Origin of the sequence: Aminobacter sp. MET-1, assembly GCF_026521175.1 — a bacterium.
GTDB lineage: Bacteria > Pseudomonadota > Alphaproteobacteria > Rhizobiales > Rhizobiaceae > Aminobacter.
Genome location: NZ_JAMSHL010000007.1, coordinates 91481 through 108010 on the forward strand (window position 1 = coordinate 91481; position 16530 = coordinate 108010).

15 protein-coding genes are annotated in these 16530 nt (G+C 63.9%); 9 read left to right on the forward strand and 6 right to left on the reverse strand.

Features of this window, described 5'->3' with window-relative positions; translation table 11 throughout:
* Positions 1-7 precede the first annotated feature (7 nt).
* Positions 8-1843 (reverse strand): M3 family oligoendopeptidase, encoded by a 1836-nt coding sequence (locus tag NDO48_RS12285; RefSeq protein ID WP_026227476.1) that lies wholly within the window; start codon positions 1841-1843, stop codon positions 8-10.
* A 241-nt stretch (positions 1844-2084) separates the two neighbouring features.
* Here NDO48_RS12285 and NDO48_RS12290 point away from each other — a divergent pair, with 241 nt between their 5' ends.
* A complete protein-coding gene (locus tag NDO48_RS12290) occupies positions 2085-3590 on the forward strand; it encodes a sigma-54-dependent transcriptional regulator (RefSeq protein WP_267321538.1) in 1506 nt (501 codons plus the stop codon).
* A 356-nt stretch (positions 3591-3946) separates the two neighbouring features.
* Complete coding sequence (locus NDO48_RS12295) at positions 3947-5662, forward strand: DUF882 domain-containing protein (protein ID WP_018429320.1); 1716 nt, start codon at positions 3947-3949, stop codon at positions 5660-5662.
* 104 nt (positions 5663-5766) lie between these two features.
* On the opposite strand, the gene NDO48_RS12300 is transcribed toward NDO48_RS12295, so the two are convergent.
* Positions 5767-6408 (reverse strand): 2-dehydro-3-deoxy-phosphogluconate aldolase, encoded by a 642-nt coding sequence (locus NDO48_RS12300; RefSeq protein ID WP_018429319.1) that lies wholly within the window; start codon positions 6406-6408, stop codon positions 5767-5769.
* A gap of 93 nt (positions 6409-6501) precedes the next feature.
* Positions 6502-7356: an N-acetylmuramidase domain-containing protein gene (locus NDO48_RS12305; protein ID WP_267321539.1), complete on the reverse strand. Its 855-nt coding sequence runs from the start codon at positions 7354-7356 to the stop codon at positions 6502-6504.
* 183 nt (positions 7357-7539) lie between these two features.
* Between NDO48_RS12305 and NDO48_RS12310 the strand changes: the two genes are divergently transcribed.
* The 5 genes from NDO48_RS12310 to NDO48_RS12330 all read left to right on the forward strand — a co-directional run bounded on the left by NDO48_RS12310 (position 7540) and on the right by NDO48_RS12330 (position 11963).
* Complete coding sequence (locus NDO48_RS12310) at positions 7540-8469, forward strand: rhodanese-related sulfurtransferase (protein ID WP_267321540.1); 930 nt, start codon at positions 7540-7542, stop codon at positions 8467-8469.
* Between the two features lie 101 nt (positions 8470-8570).
* Positions 8571-9329 carry a tellurite resistance TerB family protein gene (locus NDO48_RS12315; protein WP_267321541.1) on the forward strand — a complete coding sequence of 253 codons (759 nt, stop codon included), beginning with the start codon at positions 8571-8573 and terminating at the stop codon, positions 9327-9329.
* A gap of 297 nt (positions 9330-9626) precedes the next feature.
* Positions 9627-10382, forward strand: a complete 756-nt coding sequence (locus NDO48_RS12320) for an SDR family oxidoreductase (RefSeq protein ID WP_267321542.1) — start codon at positions 9627-9629, stop codon at positions 10380-10382.
* Between the two features lie 85 nt (positions 10383-10467).
* Positions 10468-11289, forward strand: a complete 822-nt coding sequence (locus NDO48_RS12325; RefSeq protein WP_267321543.1) for a sterol desaturase family protein — start codon at positions 10468-10470, stop codon at positions 11287-11289.
* Positions 11286-11963, forward strand: coding sequence for a methyltransferase family protein (locus NDO48_RS12330; RefSeq protein WP_267321544.1), 678 nt, complete (start codon positions 11286-11288; stop codon positions 11961-11963). The genes NDO48_RS12325 and NDO48_RS12330 overlap by 4 nt, the downstream gene beginning before the upstream one ends.
* 27 nt (positions 11964-11990) lie before the next feature.
* Here NDO48_RS12330 and NDO48_RS12335 read toward each other — a convergent pair whose 3' ends face one another.
* The gene (locus tag NDO48_RS12335; protein ID WP_267321545.1) at positions 11991-13175 is read right to left on the reverse strand and encodes a pyridoxal phosphate-dependent aminotransferase; all 1185 of its coding nucleotides are present in this window, start codon (positions 13173-13175) and stop codon (positions 11991-11993) included.
* Positions 13176-13258: 83 nt separating this feature from the next.
* Between NDO48_RS12335 and NDO48_RS12340 the strand changes: the two genes are divergently transcribed.
* Both NDO48_RS12340 and NDO48_RS12345 read left to right on the forward strand, forming a co-directional pair.
* Positions 13259-13942, forward strand: coding sequence for a GNAT family N-acetyltransferase (locus NDO48_RS12340; protein ID WP_026227473.1), 684 nt, complete (start codon positions 13259-13261; stop codon positions 13940-13942).
* A 114-nt stretch (positions 13943-14056) separates the two neighbouring features.
* Positions 14057-14263 (forward strand): hypothetical protein, encoded by a 207-nt coding sequence (locus NDO48_RS12345; protein ID WP_018429309.1) that lies wholly within the window; start codon positions 14057-14059, stop codon positions 14261-14263.
* An 88-nt stretch (positions 14264-14351) separates the two neighbouring features.
* Here the strand turns inward: NDO48_RS12345 and NDO48_RS12350 are convergent, their stop codons facing one another.
* Complete coding sequence (locus NDO48_RS12350; protein ID WP_267321546.1) at positions 14352-15782, reverse strand: ATP-binding protein; 1431 nt, start codon at positions 15780-15782, stop codon at positions 14352-14354.
* The gene (locus tag NDO48_RS12355; protein WP_267321547.1) at positions 15779-16495 is read right to left on the reverse strand and encodes a response regulator; all 717 of its coding nucleotides are present in this window, start codon (positions 16493-16495) and stop codon (positions 15779-15781) included. Before NDO48_RS12355 ends, NDO48_RS12350 begins: the two co-directional genes overlap by 4 nt.
* Between the last annotated feature and the right edge of the window lie 35 nt (positions 16496-16530).

Consider the following 16530-nt stretch of genomic DNA (forward strand, 5'->3'; position numbering starts at 1 on the left):
CGCCGTCTCAGTCCAGCGCTTCCAGTTCATCGATGAGGCCGCTGATGACGGCAAGGCCCTTCTGCCAGAAGGCGGGGTCGGTGGCATCCAGCCCGAATGGCTTCAGCAGCTCGGAATGGTGCTTGGTGCCGCCGGCGCGCAGCATCTCGAAATACTTGTCCTGGAAGCCACGCTCGGCGTTTTGGTAGACCGCAAACAGCGAGTTCACCAGGCAGTCGCCGAAGGCGTAGGCATAGACGTAGAAGGGCGAGTGGATGAAGTGCGGGATGTAGGTCCAGAACACTTCGTAGCCTTCGCGCAGCTTGATCGCCGGCCCCAGGCTTTCGGCCTGCACCTCGAGCCAGAACTGGCCGAGCTGGTCTGATGTCAGCTCGCCGTTCTTGCGTTCCGAATGCACCTTGCGCTCGAATTCATAGAAGGCGATCTGGCGCACGACCGTGTTGATCATGTCCTCGACCTTCTGCGCCAGCATCGCCTTGCGCTCGCGCTTGTCGGTGGTGCGGTCGAGCAGCGAGCGGAAGGTCAGCATCTCGCCGAAGACGCTTGCCGTCTCAGCCAGCGTCAGCGGCGTCGAGGCCATGAGCGCGCCCTGGCCGGCAGCCAGCACCTGGTGCACGCCGTGGCCGAGCTCATGGGCTAGGGTCATGACGTCGCGCGGCTTACCCATGTAGTTGAGCAGCACGTAAGGGTGCGCCGACGGCACTGTCGGATGGGCAAAGGCGCCCGGCGCCTTGCCGGGACGTACGGGGGCGTCGATCCAGCGGCGGTCGAAGAAGTCGCGGGCGATGTTGGCCATCTCCGGCGAGAAGTTGCCATAGGCGGTCAGCACCGTGTCGCGAGCCTCGCTCCAGCCGATGGTCGCCTGTGGCGTCTCGGGCAGGGGGGCGTTGCGGTCCCAGTGGTTCATCGCGTCCATGCCGAGCCACTTGGCCTTCATCGCATAGTAGCGGTGCGACAGGCGCGGATAGGCCTCGCGCACCGAGGCGGCAAGGGCGTCGACCACCTCGCGTTCGACGCGGTTGGCGAGGTGGCGTGAATCGGCGATGTCCTCGAAGCCGCGCCAGCGGTCGGAGATTTCCTTGTCCTTGGCCAGCGTGTTGGTGATCAGCGTGAAGACGCGCAGGTTCTTGCGGAAGGTCGCAGCGAGCGCCTCGGAGGCCGCGCGGCGCACCTCGCCATCAGGATCCTGCAGCTTGTTCAGCGCCGGCTCCAGCGTCAGCTCCTCGCCGCCGACATCGAAGCGCAGCTCGGTCATCGTCTCGTCGAACAGCCGGTTCCACGAACCGCGGCCGGTGATCGACTTCTCGTGGAACAGTTGCTCGACGCGGTCCTCGAGCTGGTAGGGCTTGTCCTTCCTGAGATCGAGCACCCAGGGTCGGTAATGGCCAAAAGCCGGATCGGCATCGAGTGCCGAAAGGATCAGCGCGTCGTCGACCAGGTTCAGCTCGAGGGCGAAGAACAGAAGATGCGCGCTGGCATCGGTCATCTTCTCCTGGATATCGCCGTAGAGCTTGGCACGCTTGGGGTCGGAGGTGTCGCCGGCATAGACCAGCCCGGCGTAGGAGACGACCCGGCCGACCAGTTCTTCAAGCGCTTCGTAGGTCTGCATGGCTTCGCCGAGCTTGCCTGCAGCGCCGCGCCCGGCCTCGACAGCGAGCGTGCCCTTCCAGCGCGCCTCGAAGGCAACGGCATCGGCCGAAGCCTTTTCCAGATCGCGCGCCAGTTCAGGCGCATCCATGCCGGCATAGAGGTCGGCGAGGTCCCATTCGGGCAAGTCACCAAGCCCGGCCGCGGCCCCTGCGGCAGCGGTGGCCTGCATCTCCTGCCCGGAATTCCAACGCATCGCGCTTCCCTTTCACTTCCCAGCCGTCGACTCAAATCTAGTGCATGGCCCGGAAAATCGGAATCGATTTTCAGAAGGAACCATGCACCACCTTAAAGTCCCGGAGCATCCTTTGCGCGTCCAAAAAGGACGCTCTGCGCCGTAAGGGATTCGTTCACCGGCTTTTTTGAAACCTTATTTAGGACCCTGTGCCAGGATGATCCACATCCAAACGGTATCAACGGGCGTATTCCGGACATTCATGGCAGGTTCGATTCTCATAGTCGATGATGATCCCGTACAGCGACGCCTCGTCGACGCAGCGGTGACCAAGTTCGGTCATTCCGCAATCGCCGCCGATGGCGGGGAGGCGGCGCTGCAGGTGCTCGACGGTCCGCGTGGCGGCGACATCGGCGTCATCATCCTCGACCTGTCCATGCCCGGCCTCGACGGCATCGGCGTTCTCAAGGCAATGCGCGAGCGCGGCATCGACGTTCCGGTTATCGTCCAGACTGCGCAGGGCGGCATCGACACGGTGGTGTCGGCGATGCGCAACGGCGCCTTCGACTTCGTGGTCAAGCCGGCATCGCCGGACAAGTTGCAGGCAGCCATCACCAATGCGCTGAAAGTCGAAGCGGTCGAGGACACCGTGCGGCGCACGGTGCGCCGTGGCAGCGGACTTTTGACCTTCCGGGATCTCGTTACGCGCAGTCCAGCGATGGACCGCGTGATCCGGCTCGGTCAGAAAGCGGCGGCCTCGAACATCCCGATCCTGATCGAGGGGGAGTCAGGCGTCGGCAAGGAACTGGTGGCGCGCGCCATCCAGGGGTCCGGCGAGCGCCGTTCGAAGCCGTTCGTCACCGTCAATTGCGGCGCCATTCCCGACAATCTGGTCGAAAGCATCCTGTTCGGCCATGAAAAGGGTTCGTTCACCGGCGCGACCGAAAAACACACCGGCAAGTTCGTCGAAGCCAACAATGGCACGCTGTTTCTCGACGAGATCGGCGACCTGCCTCTCGACGTGCAGGTCAAGCTGCTCCGGGCCGTGCAGGAAGGCGAGGTCGATCCGGTGGGCGGCCGCTCTACGGTCAAGATCGACATCCGACTGATCTCGGCGACGCATCGCAACCTTCTGCAGCAGGTCAAGGACGGCAAGTTCCGCGAAGACCTGTTCTACCGCCTCAACGTCTATCCCATCTTCGTGCCGCCGCTGCGTGAGCGCCGCGACGACATTCCGCTGCTCGTCGGCCATTTCATCTCGCGTGTCGCACCTGCGAGTCCACGCGGCCGGGTGCCGGCGATCTCGGAGAATGCGCTGGCGCTGCTTCAGTCATATGACTGGCCGGGCAACATCCGACAGTTGGAAAATGCGGTGTTCCGCGCCTGCGTCCTGTCGGAAGGCGACGTACTGACCGAAGACGAGTTTCCGCAGATCCGGGCGCAGGTCGAAGGTGTTGTCGATCTCGGCGGTACGGACAGGGTTTTGCCGGCTGCACCAGCAAAAGCTGACGGCGCCGCGGCTCAGGCAGCCCCGTCCGCTGTCGAGAAGGCGAGGCCGGGTACGCTTCGGGCGCTCGACGAGCGCGGCAATGTGCGGACGCTGGCCGATGTCGAGTTCGAGATGATCCGGCTCGCCATCGAGCACTATAACGGCCAGATGAGCGAGGTCGCGCGGCGACTGGGAATCGGTCGCTCGACGCTGTACCGTAAGCTTAAGGAATATGGAATCGATCCGGATACGGGTCGCGCCGAACGGCTTGCGTCCTGACGCGATTTTTCCGGTTTGTTCCGAATTAAAGCTTGCGTGTCGCTTGCGTGCCGCATTGCCTGCGGCGCGAGGCCCTTTTCTTTAGCGTTATTTTAGCTCTATAAACCAGCGGTTTACCAAGAAATGCGGCGATTCCATTTTGCTGGGATATCGCCACGGTGTTACCGCATTTCGCCTTCAATAAGCAGTGATTAACCATTAGGATCGATATTCGGACGCGAATCCAACAGCGTGTCCGGGCTTCAAATCCGGGGACAGATGGCAGCCTAACAGGGCCTTTTGATTTGAATAGGATCGAGAACACCGAAGGGCGTCACTCGAAATCGAATGCATGGCAAAAGTGGCTTACAGCCGCGATGCTGAGTTTTGGTTTCCTGACAGCTTCCCAGGCCACGGCCTCCGCCGAGACGCGGACACTCAAGCTTTTTTACACCCACACGGGTGAAAAGGCTGAGATCACGTTCAAGCGTAATGGCAAGTACGATCCGGCCGGCCTCAAGAAGCTCAATCAGTTCCTGCGCGACTGGCGTCGCAACGAGCCGACCAGGATGGATCCGCGTCTGTTCGACGTGGTCTGGGAGGCTTATCGTTCGGTCGGCGCCACCGACTACATCTACATCGTTTCCGCCTATCGCTCGCCGGCAACCAACTCGATGCTGCGCAGCCGCTCGGCCGGCGTGGCTGAGAAGAGCCAGCACATGCTGGGCAAGGCCATGGACTTCTTCATTCCCGGCGTGCCGCTGAAGAAGCTGCGCGACGCCGGCCTGCGCGTGCAGGCAGGCGGCGTCGGCTACTACCCGCGTTCGGGCTCGCCCTTCGTCCATATGGACGTGGGCAATGTGCGCCACTGGCCGCGCATGAGCCGCCAGGAACTGGTCTCCGTCTTCCCGAACGGCAAGACGCTGCACGTGCCGTCCGACGGCAAGCCGCTGCCCGGCTTCGAGCAGGCGCTTGCTTCCTACCAGGCCCGCAAGTCGAGCGGCGACCTGGTGCTCGCCAGTGCAGCTCCTGCCAAGCGCAGCGGCGGCCTGTTTGCAGCGCTCTTCGGCGGTGGTGCCGACGAGGACGAGGACAACGGCGATACCGCGGCGGCTCCGGCCCCGAAGACCAGGGCTCCGGCCACGCAGGTGGCGTCCGCGCAGCCGGCCAAGCCGCTTCCGGGCATTGCCATCGTCGCGCCTGAAAACGCCCAGCGTGCCGAACTGCCGCAAATGGCTGACCAGGCACCGGCGCAGGACGCGCCTGAGACCATCATCGCCGCCTTGCCGTCGCGCAGCGTGCCGCTACCGCTCAGCGCACCGCGGCCGCAGGCCGAAGTGTCGACGGAAGTTGCCATGGCAGCGCCCGAGAACGTGCCGTTCGGCGCAGCCTCGGCACCGCTCGACGCTCAGGCAGGCCCGGTCGAACAGCAGATCGCAGCCAATGTGCCGCTGCCGAGCTGGCGTCCGAACTACACGCCGCCGGCCGAGCTCAAGCCCGCAGCCGAAGGCGGCGTACTGATGGCACTGGCAAGCGACGATGCTCCGGCCATGGCGGCCGATGCCAAGATGCCGCTGCCGTCCTCCCGTCCGCAGGGCATGTCGGTCGAGGCAGCACTTGCCGCCGCCAACGACATCCCGACCGAGGACGACACCGCACAGGGCGAATATTCGGTCGCGGCCCTGTCCGAGGCCCAGCCTGAGCCGCGTTCGGTGTTCAACGAGCCGGCGCCTGCTGCTGCTCCGGCTGCCGTGATGACGTCCGCGCCCGCCGCTGACGCGGTTGGCACCTCGGCCAAGACGACGCGCAAGGCATCGCGCCCTGTCGCCCAGGAAGCCAAGCCCGAACCGAAGCCGGTCGTGGTTGCCGCCGCCCCCGATGCCGCCCGCTGGGCGCTGCGCAGCGGCGAGCAGGTGGTGACGGTGACGACCAACACAAAGGCTCCGGGCTTTGCCTACAATCTGGTCCGCACTGCGCCGAAGGAAGTCTATACGGCTGGCTTCCAGCAGGGCAACGACCAGGCGAGCGCCGCCCATCGCTTCACCGGCAACGCCGTGAAGTTCCTCTCGGTGGCCCGCTTCCCGACCAACTGATCCGACGTTCCGGACACGCATGAAAAAGCCGCGCTGGATGCAGCGCGGCTTTTTCGTCTGGAACGTCCCGGTCTCCATTCCCAACGGGAGGAGAGGGGCTGGCCTCAGTTCTTGCGCAGCGTGTTCGCCTCGGCGGCAAGCGCCTCGATGCCGGCCCAATCACCTGCCTTGACCATGTCATCGGGGGCAACCCAGGAGCCGCCGACGCAGACGACGTTGGGCAGGCTGAGATAATCCCTGGCGTTCTTGGCCGAGATGCCGCCGGTGGGGCAGAACTTCACGTCCGATATCGGCGAGGACAGCGCCTTCAAGAAAGGCGCGCCGCCGGCCTGCTCTGCCGGGAAGAATTTCAGGAAATCGAGGCCGGCCTCAAGTGCACCCATGATCTCGCCGGGAGTGATGGTGCCTGGCAGCAGCGGCACGTCGCTCGGCGCTGCGGCCGCGATCAGCTCGCGGGTCAGGCCTGGGCTGACAATGAATTTCGAACCCGCCGCAACAGCCTCGTCGAACTGGCGGGCGTTGAGGATGGTGCCGGCGCCGACGATGCAGTCCTCGACTTCGGCGGCGACGCGGCGGATGCATTCCAGCGCCCCGGGGGTACGCAGCGTGATCTCAATGGCCCTCAGGCCGCCGCGGGCCAGGGCACGCGCCAGTGGAACGGCGTCGTCCACACGGTCGATCTTCAGCACCGGGATGACCGGCTGGCCATCCAGCAGCGAAAGCAGTTTCTGGGTCTTGCTGGTCATGGCAGTCTACCTCTGTGGATTTTTCAACCGATTTAACAGACGTGTTCCGACGAGTCCACGAGCACCGTAAGCGACACGATGATGCGGGCCGTATCAGCCGAAGAGCCAGGTGCGCAGCTTCGACCAGAGACCTCCGCCTTCGCCGCCCAGCGCCTTGCGGATGGCAGCCTGTGTGCGCTCGCCAGCGATGCCGTCAGCCGTTAATCCATGGTCCGTCTGGAATCTCTTGACCGCTGCTCCGGTTCCCGGGCCGAAGATGCCGTCGGTGTCGACGGGGTAGCCGAGCATCACCAGCGCCTCCTGCAACTCGGTGACGAGCTCGCCGCGCGAACCGACATTCATGGTCTGGTCGCCGGGGGCGGGACCGTCGATCTGCCGCCGATACGCCTCGGCCAGCTTCACATGGTAGTTGTTCTTGCGGAAGCCGGGGCCGTTGTAGCCGTGACCGACGGCCTCCCAGTCGTGTCCGTTCAGTGCGTCCGTCAGCCCGGCCTTGTCGAGGTAACGCGCCATCAGCCGGGCCTGGCCCGCCGCGCCCGAGCGCGCCTCGGTCACCAATGCGTCGACATCGGCAAAACCCAGCCATTGCCAGTGCGCGCCCATCACCTGGCCGAGACCCCAGGAGGTCGATTCATAGGCGGCACCGTGATCGATGGAAGCGGCCCGGCCGAGCAATTGCCAGCGCGCCGCCTGTCCACGCGGATTGGCGATATCGCCTGCGTTGGGAGAGGCGAGGCCGGCGGCGCGGGCGTGATCCTGCTTGTCACCGGTAAGGCGCCGGTCGAAATAGTGGCCCTCGAAGCGGATCAGCGGCTCGTTGCGACCTTCGACCTTGGCAAAGACCTGGCCGGCGCTCTCGATCTCGGCAATGGCGAGCAGCGCCGCCGGCTCGAGCCCGAATTCCTTCGCCGCCTTTTCGATTTCCGCCGCCGTCTGCCTGCTGAACATGCGCCTTGCCTCCGTTGAGCCACTGCCATTCGGCCCGGTTTTGGCAGGCGTGGAAAAGCAGCGTGGCAATTTTTGCGGTCCGGCCATCCAGCGCGTGCGGAGCCGAATCATCAAGCGATTGTAATCCTTTCACTTTCCGTCTTGCGTTGAAAAAAGCGAGGCAAGGCGCTAGTGCCTGCCGCCATGACCCTTTCCACGCCCGCCCCGCTTTTTCGCGTCGCCGCCCTCTACCGCTTCTGCCGGCTGGAGCGCTACGAGACGCTGCGCCAGCCGCTTGCCGCCTTCTGCTGCGCGCGCGGCATCAAGGGCACGCTGCTGCTGGCGTCGGAAGGCATCAACGGCACGGTTGCCGGCACCGAAGGCGCGATCGGGGAACTGATCGCCTTTCTCAACGAGCAGCCGGAATTCGTCGGGCTCGACGTCAAGTATTCGAGTGCGGCCGAGATGCCGTTCCATCGCATGAAGGTGCGGCTCAAGACCGAGATCGTCACCATGGGCGTCGAGGGCATCGACCCGCTCGGCAGCGTCGGCGCCTATGTCGCCGCTGCCGACTGGAACGCGCTGATCTCCGACCCCGGTACCATCGTGATCGACACGCGCAACGACTATGAGGTGTCGATTGGTACCTTTGCCGGTGCCGTCGACCCGCAGACAAAGAGTTTTCGCGAGTTTCCAGCCTGGGTGGAGGGGCATCGCGGCGAGCTCGAAGGCAAGAAGGTGGCGATGTTCTGTACCGGCGGCATCCGCTGCGAGAAGGCGACGGCCTATGTGAAGTCACTCGGCATCGACGACGTGTTCCATCTCAAAGGCGGCATCCTTCGCTATCTCGAGGATGTGCCTGCCGAAGACAGCCTGTGGGAAGGCGAGTGCTTCGTCTTCGACGAGCGCGTGTCGGTGTCCCATGGCCTGGCAGAAGGCGAGGCGGAACTGTGCCGTGCCTGCCGCCATCCGCTGAAGCCCGAGGAACTGCTGTCGCCGAAGTTCCAGGCCGGCGTGTCCTGCCCGCATTGTTTCGAGGCGCGCAGTGACGAGGACCGCGCCCGCTATGCCGAGCGCCACAAGCAAGTAGAACTTGCAGAGAAACGCGGTCAGGGCCGCCACATCGGCAGTTGACCTGGAGCATCGTGCCCCGACGCTCGCCAATTCGGCCGGCGTCATTGTAATGTCGCGATCGTCCGCCTACCTCAACGCGACAGTCACAACCGGAGGCACATATGTTCGACCCTAAGAAGCTGCTCGACGATCTTCTCGGCTCCAAGATTCCCGGCACCGACTCCACCGTGCGCGACAAGGCCGGGCAGGCGACCCAGCTTGCCAAGGACAATCCGCTGGCCGCAGGCGCGCTGGTCGCCGTGCTGCTCGGAACCGGTGCCGGCCGTCAGGTCACTGGCACCGCGCTGAAGGTCGGCGGGCTGGCTGCCATAGGCGGGCTCGCCTACAAGGCCTACCAGAATTACAAGGCCGGCAATGCTCCCGAGCAGACCGCTGCCGCACCCGATGCCGAGCCGCAGCTTCTGCCGCCGCCGTCCAACGATTCTTTCCATCCCTCACAGGCACCGCAGGGCGAGACCGAGTTCGCGCTGACGCTGATCCGCGCCATGATTGCCGCCGCCAAGGCTGACGGCCATATCGACGAAGACGAGCGCAAGAAGATCGGCGACAAGCTCAGCCTTTCGGGCATCGGCTCCGATGCCGAGCAGTTCCTGATGCAAGAACTCAATTCGCCGCTCGATCTCGACGCCATCGTCGCTGCCGCCCAGACCGAGGCGCAGAAGGTCGAGCTCTACACGGCCTCGCGTCTTGCCATCGATCCCGACACCCGCGCCGAGCGCGGCTATCTCGATCTGCTCGCCGGCCGCCTGCAGTTGCCGGACGCGCTGGTCGACCACATCGAGGCGACGGTTTCGAGCGTCAAGGTGCCTGCTGCACCGGCCGCACCCAGCGCCAACCCGAGCGTCAATCCGCGCTGGTAGGCGCTTCAGGGGTGCGCCGGAATGTCCTTAGAAGGCGATTTTTCGCGTTAAGGATTTGTTAACCGAGCAGGCGCATCCTTTTCTTACTCGGATCGGCTCTCCTCCTCCCAAGCACGGTTCGATGAAAAACTGGGCGGTCGCCAATGACCGCCCTTTTTCTGTGAGCGACAAACTGCTCCAGTTCCCATTCCCAGCATATGGTCTTTCTCGGCCAAACTGGTTTGCTTCCGGCGGCGCGCTAAATTACTGACATCGTGACGGTCGTCGGGCCGGATGCGGGCAGGGGAGAAGGCAGCCATGTCGAGCAACAGGGTCGCGGTGATCACCGGCGCGGGCAAGGGCATCGGCAAGGCGGTGGCTACTGCATTGCTCCGCGATGGCTGGAACACCGTGTTCTGCGGCCGCAACCGGCGCGCGCTCGACGACGCCATAACGGATGCCGGCAAGACCGACGCACGCGCGCTTGCGGTGGTCTGCGACGTGACCAAGCCTGATCAGGTCGACGACATGTTCGAGACCATCACCGAAGCCTTCGGCCGCGTCGACCTGCTCTTCAACAATGCCGGCATGGGCTACAAGGCTTCGACCATCGACGAGATCCCGGTCGAGGCCTGGAACGAGGTGGTGGCGGTCAATCTCACCGGTTCGTTCCTTTGCTCGAGAGCTGCATTCGCAGCGATGCGGCGGCAGGAGCCTATGGGCGGACGCATCATCAACAACGGGTCGGTCTCGGCCCATGCCCCGCGCCCCGGCTCGGTGCCCTACACCGCGACCAAGCATGCGATCACCGGCCTGACCAAGACGTTGGCGCTCGACGGCCGTCCCTTCGACATCGCCTGCGGCCAGATCGACATCGGCAATGCGCTGACCGAAATGGCTGTGCCGATGACCGTCGGCGTCCAGCAGGCCGACGGCTCGATCGCGGCGGAAGCGGTGATGGACGTTGCCCGCGTCGCCGAGGCCGTGGTCTACATGGCCGGTCTGCCGCTCGACGCCAATGTGCTGTTCATGACGGTCATGGCGACGAAGATGCCGTATGTCGGGCGGGGGTGAACAACTTCAGAGAGTCTGTCGTTCGTCCTTAACCTCTAGGTAGCGGTTTTCATGCCTAATCCCCCGGTCGATCACGGAGGTTGGGATGAGCTGGCAGTTCTCAGATCTTATCGATCTGAAGGCGCTCCTTGTCATTGCGCTCATCTTCATACCGCTTGAGGCGTTGATCCCGCACCGTCACGAGCAGAAGACGTTGCGCAGCCATTGGCTGAACGACGCCTTCTACATGTTTTTCAACGGCATTTTGATCAAGGCCGGCCTGCTCGTCGTGGTCGGTGGAGCGCTCATCCTGATCGGATATCTGATCCCGGACAGTGTCGGCCAACTGGTCCAGTCGCAGCCGGTATGGCTGCAGGCGATCGAGGTGATCGTTGTCGCCGACATCGGCTTCTACCTGGCGCACCGCGCCTTTCACGCATTCCCCTTCCTGTGGCGGTTCCACGCGGTCCACCACAGCATCGAGGAGATGGACTGGCTGGCGGCGCATCGGGTGCACCCGATCGACCAGGTGTTGACCAAGTCTGCGTCCTACCTGCCTATCTTCGCGCTTGGCTTCTCACCGGCGGCCATCGGCATCTATGTGCTGATCTATCAATGGCAGGCGCTGCTGATTCATTCCAATGTGCGGATCAATTTCGGCCCGCTCAGATGGATCGTGGCGTCGCCGCAGTTCCATCACTGGCACCATGCCAACGAGCGGCAGGCCTATGACAAGAACTTCTCAGGACAGTTGTCCTTCCTGGATGCCATCGGCGGCACGCTCTACATGCCTGACAGGATGCCGTCCAAATATGGAACCAACGACGCGGTTCCGACAGTCTATCACGAACAGCTCGCCTATCCGTTCGTTGCGAACAGGCCGCGGCCGAAGGGCCTCGCCTCAGCCGTTGGAGACAACAAGCAATGACCAGTCGTCTGGAAGACCTGCTTGGCAAGAGCCTGATGATCGCGATTTTTCTCTATCTGGCGATCAAGCAGGCGCACACCATCGTTCAGACTGTCCTGCTTCGCGACCAGATCGATCTCTGGCCATTCCTGCTCGCAAGCCGGATTTCAGGTTTGGCTTTTCTGACGCTGATCGTCTTTCTGACGGTCATACGTCGCGCGCCGAAGAATGTATCGGCAGGCATAGAGCCAAGGGTTACGGCCATCGCAGGCACCTTCTGCCTGATGTTCCTCGCCGTGGTGCCGACAGGCGATCCGGCGCCGGAAATCATGATCGCCGCCGCCTGCCTCGCTACGCTCGGCACGATTTTGTCGATCTGGTGTGCGATCCATCTTGGCCGCTCGTTCTCGATCATGGCCGCGGCACGCCATCTGGTGGTGCAGGGACCCTATTCAATCGTCCGGCATCCGCTCTACGCTGCCGAGGCAGTGGCATCGCTGGGAGCAGCCCTCGGCGGCTGGTCCGTCTGGTCGGCACTGCTCTTTGCGGCCTGGTGTGGACTGCAATATCGCCGCATTCTGAATGAAGAAGCGATCCTGCGCGCAACCTTCCCGGAGTATGACGACTATGCCCGCCAGGTTCCGCGGATCATTCCGGGACTGGCGGCCTATCGATCCGGAAAACTCACTGCCTAGCCAGGAGCGGCGGCGAGGCTGCTGCCGTTACCTCGCCAGAAACGCTTCGATCCGGTCCAGCGCGCGCAGGATGTTCTCCTCCGAATTGGCGTAGGAGAGCCTGATGTAGCCTTCGCCGAGGATGCCGAAGTCGGGGCCGCCGATCAGCGCCACGCCGGCTTCCTCGAGCAGCGCCGACGCCAGCTCCTTGGCCTGCCAGCCGGTCCCTTCGATGTTGGGGAAGGCATAGAAAGCTCCCTTGGGCGTAATGCAGGAAATGCCGTCGATGGCGTTGAGCCCTGCGACGACGATCTTCCGCCTGGCGTCGAAGGCGCGCATCATCGCGCCGACGTCGTCCTGCGGTCCGTCTATGGCGGCGATGCCGGCATATTGGCTCGGCGCGTTGACGCAGGACCAGCAATTGACCGCAAGCTTGCGCACCTTGTCGTAGAGCCGGCCACTTTCGGGCCCGTTTGGCCAGATCGACCAGCCCATGCGCCAGCCGGTCATCGCCCAGGTCTTGGACCAGCCATTGAGCACGATCAGCCGGTCGCGGATTTCGGGGAAAGCAAGCAGCGAGGTGTGGCGCTCGCCGTCATACGTCATGACGTCGTAGATCTCGTCCGACATGATCGCGACGTGAGGGTGGGCTTCCAGTCCCCTGGCCAGCTTTTCGATCTCCTGGCACGGGGTTACGCCGCCGGTCGGATTGGCGGGTGAATTGAGGATCAGAAGCCGCGTCCTGGGTGTGATCAGCGACAGCGTTTCCTCGGCCGAGAAGGCAAAACCATTGGCCTCGCGCATCGGCACCGGCACCGGCGTTGCCCCGGTGAACTCGATCATCGACCGGTAGATGGGGAAGCCCGGATCGGGATAGAGGATTTCGGTGCCTGGTTCGCCGAACATCAGGATGGCGGCGAACATGGTCGGCTTGCCGCCGGGCATGATCATGACGCTTTCGGGCGACACTTCGACGCCAGTGGTGGCCAGCGTTCGCCGCACGACGGCTTCGCGCGTCACCAGCAGGCCGTTGGCAGGTGTGTAGCCATGGTGACCATCGCGCAGCGCCTTGATCGCCGCCTCGACGATGTGCTCGGGCGTGCGGAAGTCGGGCTGGCCAATGCCGAGATTGACGATGTCGCGGCCCTGATGGGCAAGGGCCGTCGCACGCGCGAGTACGGCGAAGGCGTTCTCTTCGCCGAGGCGGTCGAAGGCGGCAATCGTTTGGAGCATTGCGGGCATCCGTCTGGTTCTGTCGATGTCTTTGGATTCTTGCGAGAGTGAGGCCCGAGATGTCAAACACATTGGAGGAATTCTTGTCCGGGAACCTTGAGGATTGGAAGCCACGGCCGCGCCCCGAGCGCGTTGCCCTTGATGGCCGCTATGTCCGGCTGGAGCCGCTGGATGCGGCAAAGCACGGCGAACGGCTGTTCGAGATGGCGACGGCCGAGGACGCAGAGGGCCGCTTCCGCTGGCTGTTCGACACGAAACCCGGCACGCGGGCCGATTTCCAGCCCTGGCTCGACAAGTCGGCGGCAAGCGAAGACCCGCTGTTCTTCGTCGTCATCGACAAGGCGAGCGGCAAGATGGCCGGCCGCCAGACACTGATGCGCATCGATCCGGCTCATGGCGCCATCGAGATCGGCAACATCTACTGGAGCGACATCGTCGCGCGAAAACCCGCTGCGACCGAAGCGCAGTTCCTGTTCGCCCGTTACATCTTCGACCTCGGCTATCGACGCTACGAATGGAAGTGCAACAACCGCAACGAGCCTTCCAAGCGTGCCGCCGAGCGTTTCGGCTTCAAATTCGAAGGCATTTTCCGTCAGCATATGGTTGCCAAGGGCGAGAACCGCGACACCGCCTGGTATTCGATCATCGACACGGAGTGGCCGGCACTCAAGCAGGCCTATGAAGCCTGGCTCGATCCCGCCAACTTCGATGCGGCAGGCCAGCAGAAACGCCGGCTCGAAGATTATCGCGCCGATTTCGGAGCCTGAGCCCAGGCCCTGTGCGACAACAGGCCCGCCGTCTGCTGTTGGCGGGCCTGACATTGGGCGCTATGAAGCGGACCTCAGCGGATCGTCCGCAGCACCACAGCCGAGGCACAGCCGATGGACACCAAGACCCGCAATGCCGCCGTGGCAGCAGCCTGGATCATGATCGTCTTTGGCCTCGCCGCCTTCTTCATGCCCAAGGTCATGCTGGCGGTCGGCAACTATTCGACCATTGCCGCTGGCGCCATCGCCGTCCTGTTCGTCATCGCCTTCTTCGGCGTGTTCTGGCTGCGCGGGCGCAACCAGCGCAACAGCGGCAACTGAGACCGGCGCGTTTTCGCGCCACGCTTCGTCTTTTGGTCCAGCGCAAATTCCTCGCGGAAAGTTGCGTCAAACCTTTCCTGAAATGATCCTACTCGGCGGCGCGTGCCTGTGCGCCGCTGGCCATGGGCATGGCCAGTTCCGCCCTCAATCCGCCACCGGGCCTGTTGCGCAGCGTCACCTCGCCGCCGAAGCGGCGGGCGATGTTGCGGGCGATCGTCAAGCCCAGGCCGAAGCCGCCGGTCTGGCGGTTGCGCGACCCTTCGATGCGGGTAAACGGCCGGAACATCGTTTCCAGCTGCGCCTCGGGGATACCGGGGCCGTCGTCGTCGATGGCGAGCAGCACCCGGCTTTCGTCATGCGATAGCGACAGCCGCGCCCTGCCGCCATATTTGACGGCATTCTCGACCAGATTGGTAATGCATCGGCGAAGCGCGATCGTCTCGCCCATGCAGATCAGGCCGCGTGCATGCTTACGGGCCGCGTCGAAGGTGACGTTGGGGTTGGCGTCCGCGATGGAATCGACGAGCGACCAGAAGTCGATGCGCTCCGGGGCCTCGCCTCTTGCCTCATAAGTGGCGAAGTCGAGCACGGACGACGAGATCGCCTCGATGTCGGCCAGGTTCTGCATGAGGGCTGCGCGCAACGGGGATTTGCGCAACAGTTCCAGGCGCAGGCGGATGCGCGTCAGCGGGGTCCTGAGGTCGTGGGCAAGGGCCGCGGCAAGCAGCTCGCGGTCCTCGACATATTCGCGCAGCCGCGCCTGCATCGTGTTCACTGCGCGGGCGGCGGAGGTGTATTCGCTGCTGCCATGTTCAGGCAGCGGCGGGCTCTTGAGATCGTCGCCGATGCGGCGGACAGCACGTTCGAGGGCGCGGTAAGGCGCTGTCAGCCGGCGCAGGGCCCAGATCGATAGAAGCACGACAAGGCCTGCGACCGAGCCATAAAGCGGCAGGCTGTCGATGTTGAGGAGCGGGCTAAGCGGCGTCGCCTTCAATGTGAAGTTCAGCCACTGGCCGTCCTTGAACTCGATCGACACGATGAATGTGTCGGTGGTGGTGAAGTCGGAGGAGAGGTCGACGAGCTCGCGCTCGACATTGCCCATGTCGGGTTCCGGCTGGAACGTATGCTGGCCGGCATCGGCCTTGGCCTTCTCGCGGCGCACCCGCGCTTCCTCGACGCCATATTTGGACAGGCGGCCGACGATGATGTCCTCGAGCTCGGCCATCTCGTCGTCGACCGGGATGGACGAGGTGATGGCGGAGGAATCGGTGGTCGTCAGCACGTGCGGCGGCACCGACAGGCCGGCGGCGATACGCGTCCTATCCTCCGGCTTTTCCGCATACATCAGCTTGGTCAACGACAGCGCCCGGTCGTTGAGCCGCAACAGGTCGAGCATGTTGTTGGAGGTTATGCGCTCGCGCGAGACGATCGAGAGCGTCGAGACCTGGATGGCGAGCAGGCCGGCAATGACGATCAGCAGGACCCATGCAGGCAGGGACCTGGGAAGCAGCCACTTCATTCGGCTGACACCTCGGGCACGAACTGGTAGCCGCCGCCACGCACGGTCAGGATCAACTTCGGCGAGCGCGGGTCGTCTTCCATCTTGCGCCTGAGGCGGCTGACGAGGATGTCGACGCTGCGGTCGTAGCTGTAGTCGCCGTTCTGATTGGACAATTCGACAAGCTGTTCGCGGCTCAACACGCGCTGGGCGCTGCGAACCAGCGTGTGCAGCAGGTTGAACTCGGCGGTGGTCAGCTCGACGCGGACCTCGTCGGGCCGCAGCAGCCTGCGGCGCGATGCGTCGAGCGCCCAGCCGGCAAACTTGAACAGCTGCGGAACCGGGCGGTGCGTGGTGCCCGCAGCACTGGGTCGGCGCAGGACGGCACGGGTGCGGGCCAGAAGCTCCCGGGGATCGAAGGGTTTCGGCACATAGTCGTCGGCGCCCATCTCCAACCCAACGACACGGTCGATGGTTTCGGTGACGGCGGTCAGCATGATGATCGGGATCTTCGAGTGCGTGCGCAGGTCGCGACAGATATCGAGGCCGCTCTTGCCCGGCAGCATGACGTCGAGAATGATCAGGTCGACGGGCGCGCGGCGCAGTGCAGCCTGCATCTCGTCATCGTCGCGGGCCGTCGACACGCGCATGCCGTGCTTGAGGAAGAACTCCTGCAGCAGGTCGCGGATCTCCTTGTCGTCGTCGACGATGAGAATGTGGGCGTCGGCTTTCAATTCATCTGTTTCCGCATCTGCGCTGCACGGCATCC